Origin of the sequence: Bacillus sp. JHAA (assembly GCF_036961585.1) — a bacterium.
In the GTDB taxonomy this organism is placed as follows: Bacteria; Bacillota; Bacilli; order Bacillales; family Bacillaceae; genus Bacillus; species Bacillus velezensis.
Genome location: NZ_JBAMDE010000002.1, coordinates 547,433 through 568,918 on the forward strand (window position 1 = coordinate 547,433; position 21,486 = coordinate 568,918).

26 protein-coding genes are annotated in these 21,486 nt (G+C 45.1%); 18 read left to right on the forward strand and 8 right to left on the reverse strand.

Annotated features, from left to right (window positions below; genetic code table 11):
- Positions 1-122 precede the first annotated feature (122 nt).
- Positions 123-1,439, forward strand: coding sequence for a DEAD/DEAH box helicase (locus tag V7728_RS06870; protein WP_015240227.1), 1,317 nt, complete (start codon positions 123-125; stop codon positions 1,437-1,439).
- Between the two features lie 11 nt (positions 1,440-1,450).
- The gene (locus V7728_RS06875) at positions 1,451-2,344 is read left to right on the forward strand and encodes a deoxyribonuclease IV (RefSeq protein WP_012118004.1); all 894 of its coding nucleotides are present in this window, start codon (positions 1,451-1,453) and stop codon (positions 2,342-2,344) included.
- Between the two features lie 32 nt (positions 2,345-2,376).
- On the opposite strand, the gene V7728_RS06880 is transcribed toward V7728_RS06875, so the two are convergent.
- A complete protein-coding gene (locus tag V7728_RS06880; protein WP_003153013.1) occupies positions 2,377-2,631 on the reverse strand; it encodes a DUF2624 domain-containing protein in 255 nt (84 codons plus the stop codon).
- A 118-nt stretch (positions 2,632-2,749) separates the two neighbouring features.
- Between V7728_RS06880 and V7728_RS06885 the strand changes: the two genes are divergently transcribed.
- Complete coding sequence (locus tag V7728_RS06885; protein ID WP_007408296.1) at positions 2,750-3,631, forward strand: YitT family protein; 882 nt, start codon at positions 2,750-2,752, stop codon at positions 3,629-3,631.
- Positions 3,632-3,754: 123 nt separating this feature from the next.
- Positions 3,755-4,165 carry a Fur family transcriptional regulator gene (locus V7728_RS06890; protein ID WP_003153018.1) on the forward strand — a complete coding sequence of 137 codons (411 nt, stop codon included), beginning with the start codon at positions 3,755-3,757 and terminating at the stop codon, positions 4,163-4,165.
- 30 nt (positions 4,166-4,195) lie between these two features.
- Here V7728_RS06890 and V7728_RS06895 read toward each other — a convergent pair whose 3' ends face one another.
- Positions 4,196-4,777 carry a nucleotidase gene (locus V7728_RS06895; RefSeq protein ID WP_007408297.1) on the reverse strand — a complete coding sequence of 194 codons (582 nt, stop codon included), beginning with the start codon at positions 4,775-4,777 and terminating at the stop codon, positions 4,196-4,198.
- A 133-nt stretch (positions 4,778-4,910) separates the two neighbouring features.
- On the opposite strand from V7728_RS06895, the gene V7728_RS06900 reads away from it, so the two are divergent.
- Entirely contained in the window at positions 4,911-5,288 is a 378-nt protein-coding gene (locus tag V7728_RS06900) for a DUF308 domain-containing protein (protein ID WP_087920773.1), read from the forward strand.
- Positions 5,289-5,321: 33 nt separating this feature from the next.
- On the opposite strand, the gene ispG is transcribed toward V7728_RS06900, so the two are convergent.
- From ispG to V7728_RS06915, 3 genes are all read right to left on the reverse strand, one after another.
- Positions 5,322-6,440: a flavodoxin-dependent (E)-4-hydroxy-3-methylbut-2-enyl-diphosphate synthase gene (gene ispG / locus V7728_RS06905; protein ID WP_169510269.1), complete on the reverse strand. Its 1,119-nt coding sequence runs from the start codon at positions 6,438-6,440 to the stop codon at positions 5,322-5,324.
- A gap of 132 nt (positions 6,441-6,572) precedes the next feature.
- On the reverse strand, positions 6,573-6,875 hold the full coding sequence (locus V7728_RS06910) for a LysM peptidoglycan-binding domain-containing protein (RefSeq protein WP_007408299.1): 303 nt from the start codon (positions 6,873-6,875) through the stop codon (positions 6,573-6,575).
- Positions 6,876-6,966: 91 nt separating this feature from the next.
- A complete protein-coding gene (locus tag V7728_RS06915; RefSeq protein WP_052827649.1) occupies positions 6,967-7,731 on the reverse strand; it encodes a DUF1189 domain-containing protein in 765 nt (254 codons plus the stop codon).
- 158 nt (positions 7,732-7,889) lie between these two features.
- Between V7728_RS06915 and V7728_RS06920 the strand changes: the two genes are divergently transcribed.
- The 9 genes from V7728_RS06920 (at position 7,890) to pstB (V7728_RS06960) (ending at position 17,340) form a co-directional block, all read left to right on the forward strand.
- A complete protein-coding gene (locus tag V7728_RS06920; protein WP_007408301.1) occupies positions 7,890-8,372 on the forward strand; it encodes a DUF456 domain-containing protein in 483 nt (160 codons plus the stop codon).
- A 165-nt stretch (positions 8,373-8,537) separates the two neighbouring features.
- Entirely contained in the window at positions 8,538-9,143 is a 606-nt protein-coding gene (sodA, locus tag V7728_RS06925) for a superoxide dismutase SodA (RefSeq protein WP_003153025.1), read from the forward strand.
- 119 nt (positions 9,144-9,262) lie between these two features.
- On the forward strand, positions 9,263-10,552 hold the full coding sequence (locus V7728_RS06930) for an MFS transporter (RefSeq protein WP_012118002.1): 1,290 nt from the start codon (positions 9,263-9,265) through the stop codon (positions 10,550-10,552).
- A gap of 101 nt (positions 10,553-10,653) precedes the next feature.
- Entirely contained in the window at positions 10,654-12,801 is a 2,148-nt protein-coding gene (gene pbpA, locus V7728_RS06935; protein ID WP_099566906.1) for a penicillin-binding protein 2A, read from the forward strand.
- A gap of 155 nt (positions 12,802-12,956) precedes the next feature.
- On the forward strand, positions 12,957-13,859 hold the full coding sequence (locus V7728_RS06940) for a phosphate ABC transporter substrate-binding protein (protein ID WP_012117998.1): 903 nt from the start codon (positions 12,957-12,959) through the stop codon (positions 13,857-13,859).
- A 48-nt stretch (positions 13,860-13,907) separates the two neighbouring features.
- Complete coding sequence (gene pstC, locus V7728_RS06945) at positions 13,908-14,837, forward strand: phosphate ABC transporter permease subunit PstC (RefSeq protein ID WP_099566905.1); 930 nt, start codon at positions 13,908-13,910, stop codon at positions 14,835-14,837.
- Positions 14,837-15,721 carry a phosphate ABC transporter permease PstA gene (pstA, locus tag V7728_RS06950; protein ID WP_015240223.1) on the forward strand — a complete coding sequence of 295 codons (885 nt, stop codon included), beginning with the start codon at positions 14,837-14,839 and terminating at the stop codon, positions 15,719-15,721. Before pstC ends, pstA begins: the two co-directional genes overlap by 1 nt.
- 18 nt (positions 15,722-15,739) lie before the next feature.
- Positions 15,740-16,546, forward strand: coding sequence for a phosphate ABC transporter ATP-binding protein PstB (pstB, locus tag V7728_RS06955; RefSeq protein ID WP_015240222.1), 807 nt, complete (start codon positions 15,740-15,742; stop codon positions 16,544-16,546).
- An 11-nt stretch (positions 16,547-16,557) separates the two neighbouring features.
- Positions 16,558-17,340: a phosphate ABC transporter ATP-binding protein PstB gene (gene pstB, locus V7728_RS06960; protein ID WP_003153040.1), complete on the forward strand. Its 783-nt coding sequence runs from the start codon at positions 16,558-16,560 to the stop codon at positions 17,338-17,340.
- 98 nt (positions 17,341-17,438) lie between these two features.
- Here the strand turns inward: pstB (V7728_RS06960) and V7728_RS06965 are convergent, their stop codons facing one another.
- Together V7728_RS06965 and V7728_RS06970 are read right to left on the reverse strand one after the other, a co-directional pair.
- The gene (locus V7728_RS06965; RefSeq protein WP_007408308.1) at positions 17,439-17,903 is read right to left on the reverse strand and encodes an endolytic transglycosylase MltG; all 465 of its coding nucleotides are present in this window, start codon (positions 17,901-17,903) and stop codon (positions 17,439-17,441) included.
- On the reverse strand, positions 17,900-18,253 hold the full coding sequence (locus tag V7728_RS06970) for a hypothetical protein (protein WP_003153047.1): 354 nt from the start codon (positions 18,251-18,253) through the stop codon (positions 17,900-17,902). Before V7728_RS06970 ends, V7728_RS06965 begins: the two co-directional genes overlap by 4 nt.
- 346 nt (positions 18,254-18,599) lie before the next feature.
- Here V7728_RS06970 and rpmG point away from each other — a divergent pair, with 346 nt between their 5' ends.
- From rpmG to V7728_RS06985, 3 genes are all read left to right on the forward strand, one after another.
- A complete protein-coding gene (gene rpmG, locus V7728_RS06975) occupies positions 18,600-18,749 on the forward strand; it encodes a 50S ribosomal protein L33 (protein ID WP_003153056.1) in 150 nt (49 codons plus the stop codon).
- Positions 18,750-18,827: 78 nt separating this feature from the next.
- Entirely contained in the window at positions 18,828-19,382 is a 555-nt protein-coding gene (locus tag V7728_RS06980; protein ID WP_025285003.1) for a 5-formyltetrahydrofolate cyclo-ligase, read from the forward strand.
- A gap of 70 nt (positions 19,383-19,452) precedes the next feature.
- Positions 19,453-19,626 (forward strand): hypothetical protein, encoded by a 174-nt coding sequence (locus tag V7728_RS06985; RefSeq protein ID WP_007408311.1) that lies wholly within the window; start codon positions 19,453-19,455, stop codon positions 19,624-19,626.
- A 75-nt stretch (positions 19,627-19,701) separates the two neighbouring features.
- Here the strand turns inward: V7728_RS06985 and nhaC are convergent, their stop codons facing one another.
- On the reverse strand, positions 19,702-21,066 hold the full coding sequence (nhaC, locus tag V7728_RS06990) for a Na+/H+ antiporter NhaC (RefSeq protein ID WP_021494320.1): 1,365 nt from the start codon (positions 21,064-21,066) through the stop codon (positions 19,702-19,704).
- A gap of 197 nt (positions 21,067-21,263) precedes the next feature.
- Here nhaC and V7728_RS06995 point away from each other — a divergent pair, with 197 nt between their 5' ends.
- Complete coding sequence (locus V7728_RS06995) at positions 21,264-21,473, forward strand: YqgQ family protein (RefSeq protein WP_007408313.1); 210 nt, start codon at positions 21,264-21,266, stop codon at positions 21,471-21,473.
- Positions 21,474-21,486: the final 13 nt, after the last annotated feature.

Sequence of the window (21,486 nt, forward strand, 5' to 3'; positions counted from 1 at the left end):
GGAGGGGGCATTTGCTTTTCTGTCTCGAAAACAGGATTCCCCCAAGACATGGTGTTTTTAAGTAAAATCGGTTATAATGTGATGATGGACACAGAATGTGCCGCTTTAAGGAGCTGGGAAAAATGAAAGAAACTAAATTTGATGGATACAACTTAAAACCGTTTATTATAGATGCAGTTCACCGCCTTGGTTTTTATGAACCGACAGATATTCAAAAGCGTCTGATACCTGCCGTACTGAAAAACGAAAGCGTGATCGGGCAGTCCCAGACGGGGACGGGGAAAACCCACGCCTATTTATTGCCAATTTTGAATCGGATTGATCCGGGTTCTGATACGGTACAGGCTGTTATCACGGCGCCGACGAGAGAGCTTGCCAATCAGATTCATCAGGAAGCGCTCAAAATCACACAGGGTGCGGAAGATGAGCCGATCCGGACAAAATGCTTCATCGGCGGGACGGACAAGCAAAAATCAATTGATAAGCTGAAAACACAGCCTCATCTCGTCGTCGGAACGCCGGGCCGGATCGCGGATCTGATTAAGGCGCAGGCATTGAACGTCTATAAAGCGCAGTCTCTCGTCATTGACGAAGCTGATCTGATGCTTGACATGGGCTTTTTAGAAGACGTTGATTACATCGGATCGCGTATGCCGGAAGAACTGCAGATGCTTGTGTTCTCAGCTACGATTCCAGAAAAGCTGAAGCCGTTTTTGAAAAAGTATATGGAAAATCCGAAGTACGCGCATGTTGAGCCGAAAAGAATCACAGCCGAAAAGATTGAACATGTTTTGGTTCCTTCTAAACAGCGTGATAAAGACAAACTGCTTTTTGATATGATGTCTCATCTGAATCCTTATCTGGGCATTGTGTTTGCAAATACGAAAAACACGGCTGACCATATTGCGAAATACCTGACTGAAAAAGGAATGAGGGTCGGTCTTCTGCACGGGGGATTAACGCCGCGTGAGCGCAAAAAGGTAATGAAGCAGATTAATGATCTGGAGTTCACTTATGTCATTGCGACAGACCTTGCGGCTAGAGGAATTGACATTAAAGGCGTAAGCCACGTCATCAACTACGAGCTTCCGGACGATTTGGATTTTTATGTTCACCGTGTCGGAAGAACTGCACGCGCCGGTTCATCAGGCCAAGCACTGACCATTTATGAGCTTTCTGACGAAGATGCGCTCGCAAGACTTGAAAAGATGGGCATTGTGTTTGACTATGCGGAGCTTGTAAACGGGGAATGGAAGAAAGGCGATGACCGCCACCGCCGTAAAAATCGCAAAAAGACGGCAAATGAGGCTGACCAAATTGCGAAACGCCTCGTAAAAAAGCCGAAAAAAGTAAAGCCGGGCTATAAAAAGAAAATGAGCTACGAAATGGAAAAAATTAAAAAGAAGCAGAGAAGAAACCAATCTAACAGAGGAAAGTAGGGGGAATCGGGTTGCTGAAAATAGGTTCACACGTCTCAATGAGCGGAAAACATATGCTCCTTGCCGCAAGCAAGGAAGCTGTTTCGTACGGGGCGAATACATTTATGATCTATACGGGCGCTCCCCAAAACACGCGCCGCAAAAAAATTGAAGACTTGAATATTGAAGCGGGCCGCGCCCATATGAAGGAAAACGGTATCGACGAGATTGTCGTGCATGCGCCGTACATCATTAACATCGGAAATACGACAAATCCGGCAACATTTGAGCTGGGCGTTGATTTTCTGCGTTCTGAAATTGAAAGAACGGCAGCGATCGGCGCGAGACAGATCGTGCTTCATCCAGGAGCGCATGTCGGAGCCGGAGCTGAAACGGGCATCAAAAAAATCATTGAAGGTTTAAACGAAGTGATTGTTCCCGGGCAAAACGTGCAGATTGCGCTGGAGACAATGGCGGGCAAAGGATCAGAATGCGGGAGAAGCTTTGAAGAGCTGGCCGAGATCATTGCGGGAGTCACGCATAATGAACATCTATCCGTCTGCTTTGACACTTGCCACACCCATGACGCCGGGTATGATGTCGCTAATGATTTTGACGGTGTTCTTAACGAGTTTGATAAAATCGTCGGCATCGATCGGATAAAAGTCCTTCATGTTAACGACAGTAAAAATATCAAAGGCGCCCGGAAAGACCGCCATGAAAATATCGGGTTCGGAGAGATCGGTTTTGACGCTCTGCAGTACATCGTTCATCACGAGCAGCTTGCCGATATTCCGAAAATCCTCGAAACACCGTATGTAGGTGAAGACAAGAAAAATAAGAAGCCGCCGTACCGTTTTGAAATCGAAATGCTGAAAGAAAAGCAGTTTGATAAGGAGCTTCTTGAAAAAATATCAGCTCAATAAGAAAGAAAGGAGGGGCGGGTGTCCCTCCTTTTTTACCCTGAGAATTGATTGAAAAGTTCGTCAACTTTCCGCGCCGTTTCTTTTGAAGTTATCGTTTCCACTTTTTTCAGCAGGCGCAGCCGCTCCTGTTCATCAAAAATATTGATGTTTTTTCCGTGCATCAGAGCCGCTACCTCAGCCGCTTGACTTCTTGTAATGCTGATCCCGTATTGCTTGGAATATTTCAGCAGATCGTCCGCAGTGACTTGATTGAGCCGCTGCAAAATAATTCTTTGTATTAAAATCATCGATACTTTCACCTCTTTAGACATAATGTATTGAGCAGATCATTAAACTGTTACAGCTTTTAATGGTAAAATAAAGTTGCTTACTGTTTAAAATAGTTATTATAGGAAAGGAGATTTTATGACCCCAAATAAACAGCATAAAAGAGAATCATTTTTACACTTTATCTTCAGGGTCATTATGATTCTGATCGGGGCGGGTTCAGCCGCCGTAAGTATTGAATTGTTTCTGGTCCCTAATAATTTTATCGACGGAGGCATTATCGGTGTTTCATTAATTTTAGACCACCTCTTTATGTCCAATCCCCTCCTCAATTTTGCCTTATTCGTTGTGTTACTCAACATTCCATTTATGATTTTCGGATATAAATATATCGGAAAAACATTTCTCATCTCTACTGTTATCGGAATCGTCGGTTTAGCGCTGATTGAATCCTCATTGCACCATGTGGAGGCCATTACGACCCAGCCTATTTTGGCGACGGTATTCGGGGGGCTTTTGCTCGGTTTCGGGGTAGGCCTTGTCATCCGAAACGGAGGCTCGATGGACGGTACTGAAATCCTCGGTATCCTTCTCACGAAAAAGCTGCCCTTTTCAGTCGGGGAATTCGTTATGCTCATCAATGTGTTTATTTTCATTTGGGCCGGTTTTGTGTTCGGTCCGGAGCAGGCAATGTATTCTTTCATGACTTATTATATTGCCATGAAAACGATTGACGCCGTCATCCAGGGGCTTGATGAAACAAAAGCGGTCATTATTGTTGCAGAGCAATATGCTGAGATCTCAGATGCAATATTGCACCGGCTTGGGCGGGGAACCACCAAACTTCAGGGGAAAGGCGGATATACGGATGAAACCAAAGAAGTCATTTACGCGGTCGTGACAAGGCTTGAAGTGACTAAATTGAAATCCATTGTGTTTGAAATTGATAAAAACGCCTTTATTACGATCATGAATACCCATGAAACGAGGGGCGGTAAGTTCAAAACCGCGATTCACTAGGCTTTCATTTACTTTTCATCATTTTATAGGTATAATTTGATACATCATAAGAAAATGGCCTGCTGTTCAGACAGCTGCCATTTTCTTTTTGGAGCGATACCGTGTTGTAAAGGGGAGGTCCTCATGAACGTACAAGAAGCGTTGAACCTGCTGAAAGAAAAAGGGTATAAATATACGAGTAAGCGAGAAGACATGCTGCAGCTTTTTGCTGATTCTGATAAATATCTGACCGCCAAAAACGTGCTTGCCGCATTAAATGACGACTATCCGGGTCTGAGCTTTGATACCATATACAGAAATCTTTCGTTATATGAAGAACTCGGCATTTTGGAAACGACGGAGCTTTCCGGAGAAAAACTGTTCCGTTTTACATGCTCTTATACCCATCATCATCACCATTTTATCTGTTTAACCTGCGGGAAAACGAAGGAAATTGAGTCCTGTCCGATGGATAAGCTGCACGATGATTTGGAAGGGTATGAAATCAGCGGCCATAAGTTTGAAATTTACGGCACCTGTCCGGCGTGCCGATAAAAAACCTCCTGCTTATACAGGAGGTTTTTTTCAGCTTTTGACATGCTGAAAGCTATGTTTGTTTTTATTAATCCAGGCGACGGCTTCAAGCCAATTCTGCACCCTGATAATATTGGAATCGATGGGGAGCTGATTATATGGGGAGTTAAAAAGGATAACCGGAATGCCTGCTTCTTTTGCGATCATTGTCGCATTGCCGTGGTGATCTTCGAAAAATAAATCAATGCCGTGTTTTTTGACGGCTTCCACTTTGTGATGGCCTCCGACAAGCTCAATGTGATCGTAATGAATGTCCCGGTTTGCAAACCAGTCCAGCGTAACATCTTCTAAGTGGCCGCGTCTTGCCGTAATGTAGATCAGACGGTGCTCTTCTTTCAGTCCGTCCAGTGCCTGCTTGGCAAATTCCGCGAGCTTCGCTTCTTTATATATGGCTGCTTCATGAACGTTCATCCATTCCCAAAATTCCTCGTCTGTAATGTTCAAAAGCTTCGTCAGATCATAATCAGTCATATCATCCAAGGTAATGGAAAGATGAAATGAGCGGTTTAAATAAGGGACAAATGTATCCTGTGCCGTAACTGTGCCGTCAATATCTATACCTAACCGTAACATGTCCACACTCCTATAAATTCATCCCTTCAAGTGTAACATAAACAATTAACAATACCAGAAAAGTTTAGCAAACATGAATTCGTAAAAAACGCGGAAACTAAAAAAGCTCCTTTCATAAAAGAAAAAGGGGGAATTGAAGGTGGCATACGATTACGAAAATCGAAAAGGCAACGACTACTACGTGGATCATGGATCGGAAGGAACCGATATCACGCGTGATGTTTATTCAGAAGAAACAGCGGCCGAAATTTCAGAGCCATATCGTGCTTCTGACCGGGCAGCAGACCGTGATGATAACCGGGACGGAGTAAGTGAAGGCCGGGGGATAGGGTATGCAGCATTGGCTATTTCTATCATTTCCCTGTTTGTGCTCCCTGTTTTATTAGGGGCATGCGGCATTATCGTCGGCTATATCGCCAGAAGAAGAGGAGCAGGCGCTTTAGGCGGATGGGCGATGGGAATCGGTATTGTTTCCCTTGTCCTCGGCATCTTCATTACACCGTTTTTTTAACACAACGCAAAAAAAAGCTTGGCGGAATATCCGTCAAGCTTTTTGTGTTTCTTGTTCTGCTTTTGCTTTTTCCGCTTCAAGCTTTGCGTAGTGTTCTTCTGCCAGCTTGTCGATTTCTTTTTTCAGCTCTTCGACCATGGTTTCTTCAGGGACTTTGCGGACGATTTGGCCTTTGCGGAAAAGAAGTCCTTCGCCGCGCGCGCCGGCAATCCCGATATCAGCTTCTCTTGCTTCGCCCGGTCCGTTAACGGCACATCCGAGAACGGCTACTTTAATCGGCGCTTTGACTTTAGAAATGTATTCTTCCACTTCATTTGCGATGCTGATGAGATCAATTTCGATCCGTCCGCATGTCGGGCATGAAATAAGCGTAGCCGCGTTTGAAGCAAGACCGAATGATTTCAGCAGTTCTCTGGCTACTTTTACTTCTTCAACCGGGTCGGCGCTCAGAGAGATCCGGAGCGTGTTTCCGATTCCTTTGCTTAAAATCGCTCCGAGTCCGGCCGCGCTTTTTACCGTTCCGGCAAACAGCGTGCCCGATTCTGTAATTCCGAGGTGGAGCGGATAATCAAATGCTTTTGAAGCTTTTTCGTATGCTTCTATGGCTAGATTGACGTCAGACGCTTTCATGCTGACGATGATGTCGTGAAAGTCAAGGTCTTCCAGGATTTTGATATGATGAAGCGCACTCTCAACCATTCCGTCAGCAGTCGGATAGCCGTATTTTTCTAAAATGCGTTTTTCCAAAGAACCCGCGTTTACGCCGATCCGGATCGGAATTCCTTTTTCTTTCGCTGCTTTTACGACGGCTTCCACTTTTTCGCGGCGGCCGATGTTTCCCGGGTTGATTCTGATTTTGTCGGCCCCGCCCTCAATTGCTTTTAATGCAAGCTTGTAGTCAAAATGAATATCGACAACGAGAGGGATGGAAATTTGTTTTTTGATGTCGGCAATCGCGTTAGCGGCGCGTTCGTCCGGACATGCCACCCGGACAATTTGGCAGCCGGCTTCGGCTAAACGGTTGATTTCCGCAACTGTTGCTTCTACGTCGTGTGTTTTGGTCGTCGTCATACTCTGAATGACGACTTCGTTATTTCCGCCTATTGTTAAAGGTCCCACTTTGACGGGACGCGTTTTTGTACGATGTGTGATTTCACTCACTTGTCAATCGCTCCTTAATTGTAGTTACCGCTTTTGCAGGCTGAGCCTTTTACATGTCAGGCAACTTCTATTTACATGTTATATTGTAACAGTGTATTTGCCGAACTGACAAGAAATTAACGTTTAATTGCGGTAGACGGGGAATTTATAAGCGGTGCCTGCCTGAATTGCGTTTGCTTTTACATTCGGATTCAGCGCTTCAAAATCTTGCGCAATATCATCTGGCGCTTTATGTGCGCCGACTATCGACATCACCGTATCGCCTTTTTTGACCGTAACCGTTCTGTATGAAGATTCCTGTCGGGCTGGCTGTGCCGCCGCTGCGTATGCTGGAAGGTCTTGAGAAGGGATCGTGCCGATTTTAAGATCGTAAAAGATAATGAATATCACAAATAAACTGCCGAATACAAAAGTAAGCCGCTTCATTCCAACCGCCTCCCGCATACATTTTTACTTCATTGTATGCTTGTCCCATTTTGTTCATGACAAAAAAGAAGACCGCCGGGGGCAGTCTTTGTTACACAGCTGTTTTTCTTGGCGGTATCTCTTTTAAGACGAGGAAAAGGATGATAAAGTTTACAAACCAATTCACTAAAAATTCACTCGGCACTGTAATAACAAGCGCGCGCATGATCGTAAAGAATATGGTCGAAAGTGTAATGGAATAAGCCGAAAGCTTCCAGAGCTGCGGGTAATTCAATGTCTTTCTTTGCGCATTTTTCAATATCAGTCCGATGACGGCGAGAAATGATACTTCAATGAATTTTCCGGCCGCTGTCATGATGAACAGCAAAACGGACAGGACGGTGACGATCATTGTTTTATTTTGGTTTAATGCTGATATGATTTCTTTTTTTGTGATATCAGCAGGCATCAGCGAATAATTCATTTCTGTCGCCTGTCCGTCTACAGCAAGCACCATTTTATTTTTCAAAATGCCGATCGCATTTTGTTTCGCCGCTATTTGTTTAGCGCCGTAAGCATCTGTCGGATCAAACACGATGACGAACCCGTTCGCTTCCGTTTCCTTAGAGGCGGACGCTTTCGTCTGCAATTCTCCGTTTGAAATGCTGAAATCAGGGAAATCTTTCTTTAACACGGTTTTGAAACCGTTCATTGAATTTACGGTGCCGGAGCAAAGGTAATAAGCGCTTGGCAGCGTAAAAAGGACAGACAGCAAAAATACATAAAGGATCGCTTTTCCTATCCCCTGAAACCGTGTTTTTGCAATATCTGCCGGAGAGTATGTACTTTTCAATAAAGCCGTAAATATGTTCAACATCTTCACTTCCTAGCCTAAACTGGTATATGTTGCTTATTGTATCGTTCACAGGGGATGAACACAAGTGAGAGTATTTAAAGCGGTGATTAGGAATCATACATAATAAGATAATGCGGGAAGCGGTGATCGCCCGCAAAACAAAGGAGGGTGTTTTTGTCATGAGTGTTTTGTATTGGCTGATGATCATTGCGGTCTTCGTCATTGCTTTTATCGGGCTTGTATATCCGGTGATTCCAAGCGTTATTTTTATTGTGGCCGGTTTTCTTCTCTACGGATTTTTGTTTTCCTTCAGTCCTTATTCTTACCTGTTTTGGCTCATTGAGGCGGTATTTGCGGCCGTTTTATTCGCAGCTGACTATGTGTCAAATTTACTTGGCGTTAAAAGGTACGGAGGAAGCAGGGCGGCAATCTGGGGAAGCACGATCGGATTATTGATCGGGCCCTTCGTTATTCCCGTGGCGGGCATTATATTAGGCCCGTTTATCGGTGCTCTCTGCGCTGAGGTGTTTGTTCATCAAAAGGATATCAAGTCCGCGGCAAAAGTGGGGCTCGGCTCGTTAATCGGCTTTTTAACAAGCGTGGCGGCAAAAGGCGTCATTCAGCTCTTTATGATCGGATATTTCTTATGGACGGTGCTTTAGAAAGGTTTAATTTCGGCCGTGAACGGATAAAGTGTAATATGTCTGCTGGAATCGCCGGATTGTGAGCTTTTTCATTGATTACCACGCTTTCTTTTGTTACATTGAGATTAGAAAAGTTCGCGTTAAGCGGCATTTCAGTACATATATTTAAAGGAGGAAAAAATTATGGCTTACAAACTTCCAGAATTGCCTTACGCTTATGATGCTTTAGAACCTCATATCGATAAGGAAACGATGACGATTCACCATACGAAGCACCATAACACATACGTGACAAACCTCAACAAAGCGATCGAAGGATCAGCGCTTGCAGAGAAATCTGTAGATGAGCTTGTTGCTGATTTGAATGCAGTGCCGGAGGACATCCGCACGGCAGTCCGCAACAATGGCGGCGGACATGCAAACCACTCTTTATTCTGGACTCTTTTATCTCCGAACGGCGGAGGCGAACCGACTGGTGAGCTTGCTGAAGAGATCAAAAGCACGTTCGGAAGCTTCGATCAATTTAAAGAAAAATTCGCGGCAGCAGCTGCAGGCCGTTTCGGTTCAGGCTGGGCTTGGCTCGTTGTAAACAACGGCAAACTTGAAATTACAAGCACGCCAAACCAAGATTCACCGCTTTCAGAAGGTAAAACACCTGTTCTCGGCCTTGATGTTTGGGAGCACGCGTACTACCTGAACTACCAAAACCGCCGTCCTGATTACATTTCAGCTTTCTGGAATGTTGTGAACTGGGATGAAGTTGCCCGTCTTTACAGCGAAGCAAAATAATTGAGTTGAATGATCACAAGGTCTCCCGCGGGAGGCCTTGTTTTTTTATTGACTTTGATTCCTTTTACATATCTCAGTTTGAGTGAGACAAACTAATGTGTAGTAAAGGGGAGTCAATGATGAGCAAAATAAAAAAAATTATCGGCGACATCGAAATAAATAAAGGGCTGCTGCTGTTATTGACGATTGGCGGCCTTTACTCATTGGGCATCGCGCTGTCAAATACATTTGTCAACGTGTATTTGTGGAAGCAGTCGGGAAAATTTATTGATTTGGCCATATACAATTTGTCGGTCGTGACGATGCAGCCGGTTACCTTTCTGCTGGCGGGCCGGCTGGCTAAAAAAATTGACAGGGTGTTTATTCTCAGGTTCGGCGTTATCTTTTTGGCCGCTTTTTATTTAAGTGTGCTGCTTGCCGGAGAAACTGCGGCTTCCCGTCTCGTTTTGATAGGGGCCGTGCTCGGAGTTGGATACGGCTTTTACTGGCTGGCTTTTAATGTGCTGACTTTCGAAATCACGGAACCGGAAACGAGAGATTTTTTTAACGGGTTTTTAGGCATTTTGTCTTCATCGGCGGGCATGATCGGTCCGATTGTGGCCGGATATGTCATTTCAAGACTTGAAAACAATACGGGTTATACAATCATTTTCAGCCTGTCGCTCGGCTTATTTGCCCTTGCCGTGGTCATGAGCTTTTTTCTGAAGCGGAGGGAGTCGAAAGGCCGGTTTATGCTGAAAAAAGTTTTTGATGAGCGCCACACGAATCTGAATTGGCGCCGGATTACCAACGCGCACTTTTTTCAAGGCTTGAGAGAAGGGATTTTTGTTTTTTTAATCAGCGTATTTGTATTCATTGCGACAAACAGTGAGCTGGCGCTCGGAACATTCGGTCTCGTCAATTCCGCGGTTTCTTTTTTTGCCTATTATTTTGCATCAAGGCTCATCAAAAAAAGAGCGCGGAAAAAGGCGATTCTTATCGGCGGATTGATCTTGTACGGCGCCCTGTTTCTCATCATTTTTAAAATGAGCTTCACGACGCTCCTTTTGTACGGAGTGTTTATTGCGATCGGCTATCCAGTTCTGCTCGTGCCGTATGTCTCGCTTACATATGATGTGATAGGCCGGGCGCGGCTTGCCAGAAAAGCCAGAATTGAATACATTGTGCTCAGGGAGTTATTTTTAAATGCGGGCCGGATCGTTTCTATCCTTTGTTTCCTTGTCATCGTTACATTATTCAAGGAAAAAGTGGGGATACCAGCGGCGCTCGTGCTGCTCGGAGCCGGGCATCCGCTGATTTATTACTTTATAAAAGACATCAAACTGGATACGGAAACTTCTGATGAAACAGTAGAAGAAGACCGACAAAAACAGGCGGCGGAACCGAATTTTATAAAAGGAGAAAGATAAAAGGGTTATCTGTAGAAAAATATCGAAAAAACCTTTAGAATGAAAAATGGCACCTGAACAGAAGGTGTCATTTCTTTCTGTAAATAAGAAAAGGTGATGTCATGAGGAGAAATAAAAAGAAAATAGCTGTAAACAAAGAAAAGAAAAAATCACTGCCGATCCGGCTTAATTTTTTGTTTTTGGCCGCGTTTCTTATTTTCACTTGGATTATCGTCGAGCTTGGCATCAAGCAGATCGTTCAGGGTGATGATTATAAAAACGCCGCTAATAAGCAAGAGGAGTCTGATGTCAGCACGGCGGTTCCGAGAGGGAAAATATACGACCGGAACCTAAATCCCATCGTAACGAATAAAGCATTAAATGCGATTACATATACACGTTCAGCCTCAACCACCCAGGCGCAGCGTTTGAAAATCGCAAAAAAACTGTCGGGTATGATTAAGGTAAGCACCAAAAAGGTGACTGAGCGGGATAAAAAAGACTATTGGATGTTAACGAGGCCTGATGAAGCGAAAAAACTGATTACGGCCGAAGAAAAGCAAAAAGCTGAAGACAAAAAACTGTCTGACGATGATTTATATCAGCTTCAGCTGAAACGCATCACACACAAACAACTGAATGAGCTCACTTCTAAAGACATGCAGATCCTTGCGATCAAAAGGCAGATGGATTCAGGCTACTCCCTGACGCCTCAATACATCAAAAATGAAGGCGTGTCGGCAAAAGAAATGGCCGTCGTCAGCGAACATTTAGATGAACTGCCGGGAGTTGACGTGACGTCTGACTGGGAACGGTCTTATCCTTATAAAAGCCTGATCCGGACATTGCTCGGCAGTGTATCCAGTTCGAACGAAGGTCTTCCGTCCAACCTGCTGGATCACTATCTGTCACTCGGCTACAGCCGGAATGACAGGGTCGGAAAAAGCTATTTAGAATATCAATATGAAAGCCTGCTGCAGGGTCAAAAAGAGAAAGTGCAGAACTTAACCGACTCATCCGGAAATGTCACGGGCAGCAAAGTGATTTCAAAAGGACAGGCCGGCAAAGACCTTGTTTTATCCATTGATATGGACCTGCAGAAATCCGTTGAAAAAATCATTGAGAAAAATTTAAGATCGGCAAAAGCGAGACCGAGCACGAAGCTTCTTGATCGGGCCTTCGTCGTCATGATGAACCCGAAAAACGGAGAAGTGCTGACGATGGCCGGCAAACAGATTACGAATGACCATGGAAAGTACAAAATTAATGATTATGCCCTCGGCGCAATGACTTCCTCCTACGCAATGGGATCGGCGGTCAAAGGAGCGACGGTGTTGACCGGACTGCAGACGGGCGCGATTAATTTGAACACCGTTTTCCAGGATGAACCTATGTATTTCAAGGGAAGCAAAAACCCGAAAAAATCATGGACGAATTTAGGTCCCGTAGATATCCAAAAAGCGCTTCAGGAATCGTCAAACGTGTTCATGTTCAAAACGGCGATTGCCGTCGGTAAAGGGGAATACAAAAAAGGCCAGTCCCTGCCGCTTGATATGAAGGCATTCGATACTTTCAGATATTACTTCAATCAGTTCGGACTCGGAGTTAAGACGGGGATTGATCTTCCGAATGAAGCGACCGGGTACCAAGGGTCACAGCGAATTTCCGGTCTTCTGTTAGACTTTGCCATCGGACAGTATGATACGTTTACACCGCTGCAAATGGCGCAGTATGTATCTACAATTGCCAATGGAGGCTATCGTTTGAAGCCTCAGCTTGTAAAAGAGGTCAGGCAGCCTGATTCGAAAAAAGGAATCGGAGCCGTTGTAGAGTCTGTTCAGCCCCAAGTACTGAACAAGATTGATATGAATAATGCAGACATTAAAGAAGTGCAGGCAGGTTTCAGACGTGTCATGACAAAAGGGACAGCCGCAACTGATTTTGCGACGGCGACATACAGTCCTGCCGGTAAAACGGGTACGGCACAATCTTTCTATGACGGTCCGGACAAATCAGAGACGGGTGAAGGAACGTATAATACGACTCTTGTCGCTTATGCACCTGCGGATAATCCGGAAGTGGCTATTTCTGTAGTCGTTCCTTGGGCCTATATTGATTACAGCGATCGATATTCGATTACGAATGATATAGGAAGAGCAGCTCTGGACAAATACTTTGAGCTGAAAAAGAAACAAGAAGATAATAATACGAAGCAGAAAAACGAAGATAAAATTCAGGAAGACGCTGAAAACGGCAATACAAATCACTAACAGAAAAACGCTCACAACTTGTGAGCGTTTTTTTTATACAAAAAAACATCCGGATTTACAAAACCTTAACACTTGATTTATACGCATTTTACAAGAACCCTTTACTCTAGACCTGTAGGACAAATTACACATTAAATGCAGGGGGAATTCAGGAAATGAAAAAAAACAAATGGATGCTTATGCTTCTGATGGCTGCTGTTATGATTGTTGCTGCAGCATGCGGAAATGCAAAGGAAAGCGGCAAGACAGACAGTCAATCTGCAAGTGAGGATAAAAAAGCATCAGGTTCTTTAACCATTTCTGGTTCATCAGCCATGCAGCCGTTAGTACTGGCAGCGGCGGAAAAGTTTATGGAAAAACATCCGGATGCTGATGTGCAGGTGCAAGCGGGAGGTTCAGGAACAGGTCTTTCGCAAGTGTCTGAAGGGGCAGTGCAAATCGGCAACTCAGATGTCTTTGCTGAAGAAAAAGAAGGCATTGATGCAAAAGCCCTAAAAGACCACCGAGTAGCGGTAGTGGCGATGGCGGCTGCGGTCAACCCCGGTGCGGGCGTAAAGGATATAACCAAAAAACAGCTGACAGACGTCTTTACAGGCAAAATTAAAAACTGGAAAGAGCTTGGCGGTAAAGATCAAAAAATTACACTCGTGAACCGTCCTGATTCATCAGGAACGCGCGCTACGTTCGTCAAATATGCTCTTGACGGAGCAGAGCCTGCAGAGGGCATCACAGAGGATTCCTCCAATACAGTCAAAAAAATCATTGCGGAAACGCCGGGAGCAATCGGTTATCTGGCATTCTCTTATATAAACGATGACAAAGTAACGCCTTTATCGATCGGAGGCATCAAACCGGAAGAGAAAAACGTCGTCACAGGCGAGTATCCGATTTGGGCTTACGAGCACTCTTATACGAAAGGTGAAGCGTCAGGCCTTACAAAAACGTTTCTTGACTATATGAACAGCGATGAAGTACAGAAAAGTATCGTAAAAGATCAAGGCTACATTCCGATCTCTGATATGAAAGTCACACGTGACGCAAACGGCAAGCAAAGCTGAGGGGAGGGCGGGCTCCCCGCCTCTTCTTCCTTATAGGAGTGTAAACAAATGATAAATCACAGAGAAAAAGAGTCTGTAAGCGAACGCTTAATAAGCTCAAAACAAAACAGGCAAATGGATGAAGTCCGCGGAAGGGTGATTGTGTCTGTGTGTGCCGCGATTATCATTGCGGCATCAGCGGCGATCACAATTTTTCTCGGCATTAAGGGGCTGCAATCTTTTTTTGTAAATGGTGTAAGCCCGATTGAGTTCTTAACAAGTCTGAATTGGAATCCAACCCAGGCAAAACCTGAGTTCGGCGCGCTGCCTTTTATTTTCGGGTCATTTGCGGTCACGGTTCTGTCCGCTCTGATCGCAGCGCCCCTCGGTATTGCGGGTGCCGTGTTTATGACGGAAATTGCGCCGACTTGGGGAAAAAAGGTGCTGCAGCCGGTAATTGAGCTGCTTGTCGGCATTCCGTCCGTCGTTTATGGATTCATAGGTCTTACAGTATTGGTTCCGTTTATCGGCTCTTTTAAATCAAGCGGAACGGGTCACAGCCTTCTAGCGGGGACGATCGTACTCTCGGTAATGATTCTGCCGACTGTGACATCGATTTCCGCTGATGCGCTTGCGTCACTTCCGAAACACCTTCGCGACGGTTCATATGCGCTTGGTGCGACGAGGTGGCAGACAATCAGAAAGGTGCTTATCCCGGCGGCGTTTCCGACATTGATGACCGCTGTCGTGCTCGGGATGGCAAGAGCGTTCGGAGAAGCACTCGCTGTACAGATGGTTATCGGAAATACAAAGCTTCTGCCGGAAAGCCTGCTTGATACGGCGGGAACATTAACGACGATTATTACGTTAAACATGGGCCATACCACATACGGCAGTATTGAAAATAATACGTTATGGTCTATGGGGCTTGTTCTTCTTATCATGTCGTTTCTGTTTATATTGCTCATACGCTACTTGTCATCTAGGAGGAAAGTGTAATGAACCGGAAAATAACGGATAAATTGGCCACCGGTGTATTCGGGTTATGCGCCGCTGTAATCGCGGCGATTTTGGCAGGATTGTTTTTGTACATTCTTATTCACGGCGTCTCTGAAATCTCCTTGCATTTTCTTACGTCAAAATCGAGCGCCATTGCGTCAGGCGGCGGAATACGGGATCAGCTTTTTAACTCCTTTTACATTCTGTTTATCACCATGCTGATCACGATACCGCTTGGAGTGGGGGGCGGCGTCTTTATGGCTGAATATGCGCCCCAAAATAAAATCACTGATTTTATCAGAACGTGTATTGAGGTGCTGTCTTCGCTTCCGTCCATTGTCATCGGGATGTTCGGCATGCTGATGTTTGTAAACCTGACCGGATGGGGTTACACGATTATCGGGGGCGCGCTCGCGTTAACGGTCTTTAACCTTCCCGTTATGGTCCGGGTGACGGAGGGCGCGCTCACTGCAGTTCCTAAGGAGCTGAAAGAAGCTTCTCTCGCTTTAGGCGTATCGAGATGGCATACCGTCAAAACGGTGCTGGTTCCGAGTGCGATTCCTTCGATTTTGACCGGAGCCATTCTCGCATCCGGAAGAGTATTTGGAGAAGCGGCCGCATTGTTATTTACAGCGGGACTGACAACGCCGCGGCTGAACTTTACGGATTTGAACCCGTTTTCTGAATCATCTCCTTTCAACATTTTCAGGCCGGCTGAGACGCTGGCGGTTCATATATGGAGTGTCAATACGCAGGGAATCATCCCTGACGCCGAAGCGATTGCAAACGGCGGCTCCGCGGTGCTGGTGATTTCGGTGCTCTTGTTTAACCTTTGTGCAAGATGGCTCGGATCTGTCATTTATAAAAAGCTTACGGCAAATTAATCGGAAAGAGGCGAAAACATGATTGATCACATCATCAGGGAACAAGCGGAACAGACAAAGCGTTCGCCGGAGTCTTCAATTTTGGAAGTGAAGCATTTATCAATTTATTACGGTGACAAACAAGCGGTTAAAGATGTGAACATGAATATTGAAAAACATGCGGTGACGGCTCTGATCGGTCCGTCCGGCTGCGGGAAATCAACATTTTTGAGACAGATTAACAGAATGAACGATGCCATCCCTTCGGCAATAAGCGAGGGAGAGATCCTTTATGAAGGGCTGAATATTTTGGGGGAAGCGATTAATGTCGTGTCTCTCAGACGGGAGATCGGTATGGTGTTTCAAAAACCGAATCCGTTCCCGAAATCCATTTACAATAACATCACACATGCGCTGAAGTATGCGGGGGAACGCAGGAAAGCCGTTTTGGATGATGCGGTCGAGGAAAGCTTAACGAAGGCGGCGCTTTGGGATGAAGTTAAAGACCGGCTTCATTCATCGGCTCTTTCGTTATCAGGCGGCCAGCAGCAGCGTCTTTGCATCGCCCGTACGCTTGCGATGAAACCTGCCGTGCTACTTTTAGATGAACCGGCCTCAGCTCTGGACCCTATTTCAAACGCCAGAATCGAGACGCTTTTGACAGAACTGAAAAAAGATTATTCGATTATTATCGTTACGCATAACATGCAGCAGGCACTTAGGGTGTCTGACCGAACGGCTTTCTTTTTAAACGGGGAAGTGGTGGAATACGGGCAGACAGAACAAATTTTCACGAGTCCTAAAGCGCAAAAGACAGATGACTACATTAACGGAAAGTTCGGATAGGGGGAAGGACTGTGAGCCTTGTGAAGGAAGCGGTGCACACACAGAATTTATTTGATATTCACGGCATGAACGTATGGTACGGAGCCCACCAGGCTTTAAAAGACATTACGATCGGTTTTGAGGAGCGGAAGGTAACTGCGATCATCGGTCCGTCCGGCTGCGGGAAATCCACTTTTATTAAAACATTAAACTTAATGCTGCAAATGGCCCCGAATGTCAAAGTGACAGGCGACATGATCTATAACGGGCGCAATCTGCTGAAAGAAAAGACGGATGCGGCAGAATTAAGAAAACAGATCGGTATGGTGTTTCAAAAAGGCAATCCGTTTCCCCAGTCAATATTTGAGAATGTCGTGTACGGTCCGAGAATTCACGGCGAAAAAAATAAAAAGAAACTGCTTGAAATCGCCGAGGAATCTTTAAAGGCAGCTGCGCTCTGGGATGAAGTGAAAGATCGCCTTCACCAGCAGGCGCTTTCACTGTCAGGCGGTCAGCAGCAGCGGCTGTGCATCGCAAGGGCGCTCGCCACAAAACCGGACGTCCTTCTGATGGATGAACCGACGTCTGCTCTTGATCCCGTGTCCACGCGGAAAATAGAAGAGCTGATTTTGACATTGAAAGAAAAGTATACAATCGTCATTGTGACGCACAACATGCAGCAGGCTGCGAGGGTCTCTGATCAAACCGCGTTTTTCTATATGGGCGAACTGGTAGAGTGGGGCGATACGGGCAAAATATTTTCTCAGCCGGATCATCAAAAAACACATGATTATATCACCGGAAAATTTGGATAAAAAAACGGGCCCGGCCATTGACCGGGTCCGTTTTATACTGCCTATTAAAAAAGCCTGCCGGCCGTATCCATCTGAATGGACGATGCCTGCAAGCTTTTTTAGCGGGTTAATGTTTTGACGATTTTTTTAAAGCTCATATCTGAGTCGACTTTGAAATGGCCGGCGCGGATTTCTTTATGGTAGCCTGCGTCAATGACGTAATCATTAAAGTCCTTTGCTGAAGGAATAATCCCTTCTTTTTCAAGAATGGATGACACATCAGCAGTGCTCATTCCGTCTTTAATCGTCAGTTTGTATGTTACTTTTTTCTTTTTGGCGTCTGTGTTTTGGTCGTTGTTTAACGATTTTTCTTTAGAATCAAGCAGTTTTTGATAGTCATCCCGGTTGACGGAGACTTTTTGCTGATCGTCGAGGTAGCTGTTTACTTCTTTTTCTGTCAATGCTGTTTTTTCGGTTTTAACGGCGGCTGCCTGGTCATGGTCAGTCAAATAGAAGACAGCGGCGAGAACGGCCGTCGCTAAAATCATGCCTGCTGCAAAAGCCTGAATGCCCCGTTTTGTCATACGAGCACCTTCTCATTATCTTTAATAATGGTATTGACGTCCTCGACAGACACGTGCTCCGCTTTTGCGATGGCTTCCGCAGACATTCCGTTGTTATATTTTGAAATGATTTGTTTGGCGATTTTTTGGTTAATGCCGCTGCTTTTGGCTTTGCGGATCACGAGGTTGGTTTCCAGCAATTCTTCTTCAAGCACCGTCATTTTCTTTTTCAACTTGTAAATTTCCTGCATGGCGGAAAGCTGAAGCGTTTCAAGCTCCTGTTCCACGTCTTTCATCGGATCTCTTTGAGAATATGAGAATGCAATAAGCGCTATACTGACGATAAACAACGCAATAATAGCAATTTCCACGTTTCATCACCTTCTATTATTAATTTGCCCTTCTTTTTTATACCATAAAACGCCGCCATTCTAAAGGAAATAGAGAAAAAAACGGAATTTTGTCGGGAAATCTTTTTTATTCGGGGAGCAAACGGTTATTTCTCTATAGATTTCGTATCAGAAAGTCCTTTTTTGTCCTGTTTCGTCATATTTTCCCTTCATCTGACGCAAGCTCATTCAGAGGATCAGAAGCATAAACTGATGTTTTCTGCACTTAAACAACATTTCATGTAAATCACTCTAGCATTCCGTCCATTATAGTGGTATTATATATAAGTCTGAATAAGTAAATGATATTTAGTTTGGAGGGAAAATAATGCGCGTTAATATTACTTTGGCTTGCACTGAATGTGGTGAGCGTAACTATATTTCTAAAAAGAACAAACGCAACAATCCGGACCGCGTTGAATTTAAAAAATATTGCCCACGTGATAAAAAATCTACGTTACACCGTGAAACAAAATAAGCTGTTTAAAGCAGCGGAAAAAGCTGGAGCTTTCAATAAAGTTCTGGCTTTTTTGTCTTTCAGGGAGGTTTGAGAAACGTGAAAGCACAAATCAGAACCGCTATAAAAGCAAAGCTTTCTGACATGACAGAAAGTGAATGGGAGAAAAAATGCCGCAGCATGCGTGAAACGCTGTTTTCTTTAAAAGAATGGAAACAGGCCCGCGTGATCGCCGTTACCATCTCGACACGCCTGGAAATTCCGACACAGCCGATTATTGAACAGGCCTGGAAAGAGAAAAAACAAGTCTGTATCCCAAAATGCTTTCCGCAGACGGGAGCGATGGAGTTCCGTACATTTTCTGCGTATGATCAGCTGGAAACCGTATATGCGGGCCTCAGTGAACCGATCGAGAGCCTGACGGAAAAAGCCGCCCAAACAGACATTGACCTTGTGGTTGTGCCCGGCGTGGCTTTTGACCGGGAAGGCTTCAGAATCGGATACGGCGGAGGATATTATGATCGGTACCTCTCCGGTTATAAAGGCCGTACCGTGTCGCTTCTCTTTGACTGCCAGCTGACAGACCGCATTCCCCGCATGCCCCACGATATTCCGGTCGATATGATCGTGACTGAATCTGAAACCATCGCTTAATCGCATAAAAAACTTCTTGCACCGGAATAATTCTCGCTGTTTGACAAACGATAGGGGCAGGAGGGATAAGATGAAAAAATTGTTGATCTACTCATTATGCGCCGTATCTGTTTTAGCCGTTTACCAAAACCGCTACCGTCTGATGAACAGCGTGCTCAGCCAGCCGGGGATCAGACGGTCATTCATTCATTTCTTTTTAAAAATACCGTTTATCAGAAACAAATTCATTCAGCAGGCATTTTAAACAAATCCCGTTTTTCAGCGGGATTTTTTGCATAAGAAAACCTGCCGGTAAAAAACGGCAGGTTTTCTCGTATTGTCAGCTCTTTTTCAGGAAACCGAGCAGAATTGAGATCATAGGAGAAATGTACAGGAAAAAGGTAAACGGCAGGTAGTCGATGACGGAAACCCCTAATGCGCTTGCCATAAAAGCGCCGCTTACTCCCCAGGGAATCAGCGGGTTGATCAATGTTCCGCCGTCCTCAAGCGACCGCGCAAGGTGAATCCGCTTAATGCTGAGCTTGTCATATAAAGGTTTATAAGATTGACCCGGAATTAAGATCGACAAATACTGCTCACCTGTCGCAAGGTTTACGCCTATACTTGAGAAGACGGTCGCCATGACAAGACGTCCTTTCGTATGCACGCCTTTTATCAATCCTTGAAGCAGCGCCGCGATCAGGCCCGTTTTTTCCATCAGGCCGCCGAGCGCAAAGGCGATCATGATCAGAGAGACTGATCCCATCATCGATTGGAGCCCGCCTCTGTTGATAATGCTGGCCACAGCCTGGTCGCCGGTTTTAAACGCCGTCCCGCTTTGCAGGGCGGATATAAATCCTTGAATGCTGCTGTCAGGAATAAAAACAGCAGTCAGAAGCCCTGCGGAAATAATACCGGCGGTAAGCACCGGAATCACGGAAACCCGTCTCACAGCTAAAATGATCACCAGCAGAGGTGAAAGAAGCGACCAAGGCGTAACGTGCACGGCCTCTTTTATTCCGGAAATGACCGCCTCAATATTTTGCGTTGAAGCGGCATTTATTGAAACCGATGAACCGAGAATATAAAAAAGAACAATCGTGATCAGAAGTGCCGGAACGGTAGTGCCCATCATATGGCGAATATGCTTAAAAATCGGAATTTCGCCGATTCCGGCGGCAAAATTCGTCGTGTCGGACATCGGTGACATTTTATCACCGAAACAAGCCCCGCAAATGACTGCTCCCGCCGTCCATTCGAGCGGAACTCCCGCCGCGCTTGCTACCCCTAACAGCGCGACGCCGATTGTACTGACAGTTGTCAGACTTGAGCCGACAAGCGTGCTGATAATCATGCAGGAAAATAATGCAGTCAAAAGCAGCTGACTCGGCTGTATAATTGACAAAGCATAAACGGTGACGGTGGGAATGGCGCCGCTGTACATCCAGGCGCCGATCAGCACACCGATCAAAGCCAGCACGATAATCGGCTGCACACCGTTTTTCAATCCGCTGACAATTCCTTTTTCAAGACTGTCCCACGAGAAACCGAGCCACAAACCTGCCAGAGACAGAATAATGACGCAAAAGAACAGCGGCATATGCGGCTCTGTATGAAAGAAAAACAGGCAGGAAATAATGACTGCTAACATCAAGACAAATAAACTGATGGCTGAGATGAACGTCAGCCTTTTTTCTTGTTTCAAAACAACACCCCATCAAACTTTAATCCTTTTGTGCTTTTGGGCACGAAAGTATTGTAACAGAAAAACGCATAAATGAGTGTTTTTTTACAATTGTGAATATACAATTTATGAAAATAATACAAGGATATTTTCTCCAATCGTTTTTTGCTTGACGCCCGGATCAGTGATGAAATACGCTTATACTAAGAAGAATAGAAATGGTGAAGAAGATGAATTCATTTTATGACGTGCAGCAGCTGTTTAAGTCATTCGGACATATCGTTTATTTCGGTGACAGACAAGCCGAAATTGACTTTATGAAAGATGAATTAAAGGAAATGTACTTGTCAAACGTGATTGAAAGAGAATTATGGCAAAAAGCCGCCGGAGTTCTTCAGAGAGAATCGGAGCGGATCAAAGGCAGATAACACAGCAGGATTT

Bases quoted from the DNA above. Each gene is read 5' to 3' on its own strand.
- V7728_RS06870 (WP_015240227.1), top strand. From the start codon at position 123: ATGAAAGAAACTAAATTTGATGGATACAACTTAAAACCGTTTATTATA.
- V7728_RS06880 (WP_003153013.1), bottom strand. From the start codon at position 2,631: ATGATTTTAATACAAAGAATTATTTTGCAGCGGCTCAATCAAGTCACT.
- V7728_RS06885 (WP_007408296.1), top strand. From the start codon at position 2,750: ATGACCCCAAATAAACAGCATAAAAGAGAATCATTTTTACACTTTATC.
- V7728_RS06890 (WP_003153018.1), top strand. From the start codon at position 3,755: ATGAACGTACAAGAAGCGTTGAACCTGCTGAAAGAAAAAGGGTATAAA.
- V7728_RS06895 (WP_007408297.1), bottom strand. From the start codon at position 4,777: ATGTTACGGTTAGGTATAGATATTGACGGCACAGTTACGGCACAGGAT.
- V7728_RS06910 (WP_007408299.1), bottom strand. From the start codon at position 6,875: ATGAAGCGGCTTACTTTTGTATTCGGCAGTTTATTTGTGATATTCATT.
- V7728_RS06915 (WP_052827649.1), bottom strand. From the start codon at position 7,731: ATGTTGAACATATTTACGGCTTTATTGAAAAGTACATACTCTCCGGCA.
- V7728_RS06920 (WP_007408301.1), top strand. From the start codon at position 7,890: ATGAGTGTTTTGTATTGGCTGATGATCATTGCGGTCTTCGTCATTGCT.
- sodA (WP_003153025.1), top strand. From the start codon at position 8,538: ATGGCTTACAAACTTCCAGAATTGCCTTACGCTTATGATGCTTTAGAA.
- V7728_RS06930 (WP_012118002.1), top strand. From the start codon at position 9,263: ATGAGCAAAATAAAAAAAATTATCGGCGACATCGAAATAAATAAAGGG.
- pbpA (WP_099566906.1), top strand. From the start codon at position 10,654: ATGAGGAGAAATAAAAAGAAAATAGCTGTAAACAAAGAAAAGAAAAAA.
- V7728_RS06940 (WP_012117998.1), top strand. From the start codon at position 12,957: ATGAAAAAAAACAAATGGATGCTTATGCTTCTGATGGCTGCTGTTATG.
- pstC (WP_099566905.1), top strand. From the start codon at position 13,908: ATGATAAATCACAGAGAAAAAGAGTCTGTAAGCGAACGCTTAATAAGC.
- pstA (WP_015240223.1), top strand. From the start codon at position 14,837: ATGAACCGGAAAATAACGGATAAATTGGCCACCGGTGTATTCGGGTTA.
- pstB (WP_015240222.1), top strand. From the start codon at position 15,740: ATGATTGATCACATCATCAGGGAACAAGCGGAACAGACAAAGCGTTCG.
- V7728_RS06965 (WP_007408308.1), bottom strand. From the start codon at position 17,903: ATGACAAAACGGGGCATTCAGGCTTTTGCAGCAGGCATGATTTTAGCG.
- rpmG (WP_003153056.1), top strand. From the start codon at position 18,600: ATGCGCGTTAATATTACTTTGGCTTGCACTGAATGTGGTGAGCGTAAC.
- V7728_RS06985 (WP_007408311.1), top strand. From the start codon at position 19,453: ATGAAAAAATTGTTGATCTACTCATTATGCGCCGTATCTGTTTTAGCC.
- V7728_RS06995 (WP_007408313.1), top strand. From the start codon at position 21,264: ATGGTGAAGAAGATGAATTCATTTTATGACGTGCAGCAGCTGTTTAAG.